This window comes from Streptomyces coerulescens, from assembly GCF_042657965.1.
In the GTDB taxonomy this organism is placed as follows: Bacteria; Actinomycetota; Actinomycetes; order Streptomycetales; family Streptomycetaceae; genus Streptomyces; species Streptomyces coerulescens.
Genome location: NZ_JBHSKM010000059.1, coordinates 1 through 842, shown reverse-complemented (window position 1 = coordinate 842; position 842 = coordinate 1). Strand labels below are relative to the sequence as shown.

Sequence of the window (842 nt, the reverse complement as noted above, 5' to 3'; positions counted from 1 at the left end):
ATAGGGACCGAACTGTCTCACGACGTTCTAAACCCAGCTCGCGTACCGCTTTAATGGGCGAACAGCCCAACCCTTGGGACCGACTCCAGCCCCAGGATGCGACGAGCCGACATCGAGGTGCCAAACCATCCCGTCGATATGGACTCTTGGGGAAGATCAGCCTGTTATCCCCGGGGTACCTTTTATCCGTTGAGCGACGGCGCTTCCACAAGCCACCGCCGGATCACTAGTCCCGACTTTCGTCCCTGCTCGACCCGTCGGTCTCACAGTCAAGCTCCCTTGTGCACTTACACTCAACACCTGATTGCCAACCAGGCTGAGGGAACCTTTGGGCGCCTCCGTTACCCTTTAGGAGGCAACCGCCCCAGTTAAACTACCCATCAGACACTGTCCCTGATCCGGATCACGGACCCAGGTTAGACATCCAGCACGACCAGACTGGTATTTCAACGACGACTCCCCCTGAACTGGCGTCCAGAGTTCACAGTCTCCCAGCTATCCTACACAAGCCGAACCGAACACCAATATCAAACTGTAGTAAAGGTCCCGGGGTCTTTCCGTCCTGCTGCGCGAAACGAGCATCTTTACTCGTAGTGCAATTTCACCGGGCCTATGGTTGAGACAGTCGAGAAGTCGTTACGCCATTCGTGCAGGTCGGAACTTACCCGACAAGGAATTTCGCTACCTTAGGATGGTTATAGTTACCACCGCCGTTTACTGGCGCTTAAGTTCTCAGCTTCGCCCAGACGAATCTGAGCTAACCGGTCCCCTTAACGTTCCAGCACCGGGCAGGCGTCAGTCCGTATACATCGCCTTACGGCTTCGCACGGACCTGTGTTTTT

The 842-nt window shown here is 55.6% G+C and carries 1 rRNA gene; it reads right to left on the bottom strand.

Annotated features, from left to right (window positions below):
* Positions 1–842 (bottom strand): 23S ribosomal RNA (locus ACFPQ9_RS44565); the annotation flags it as partial.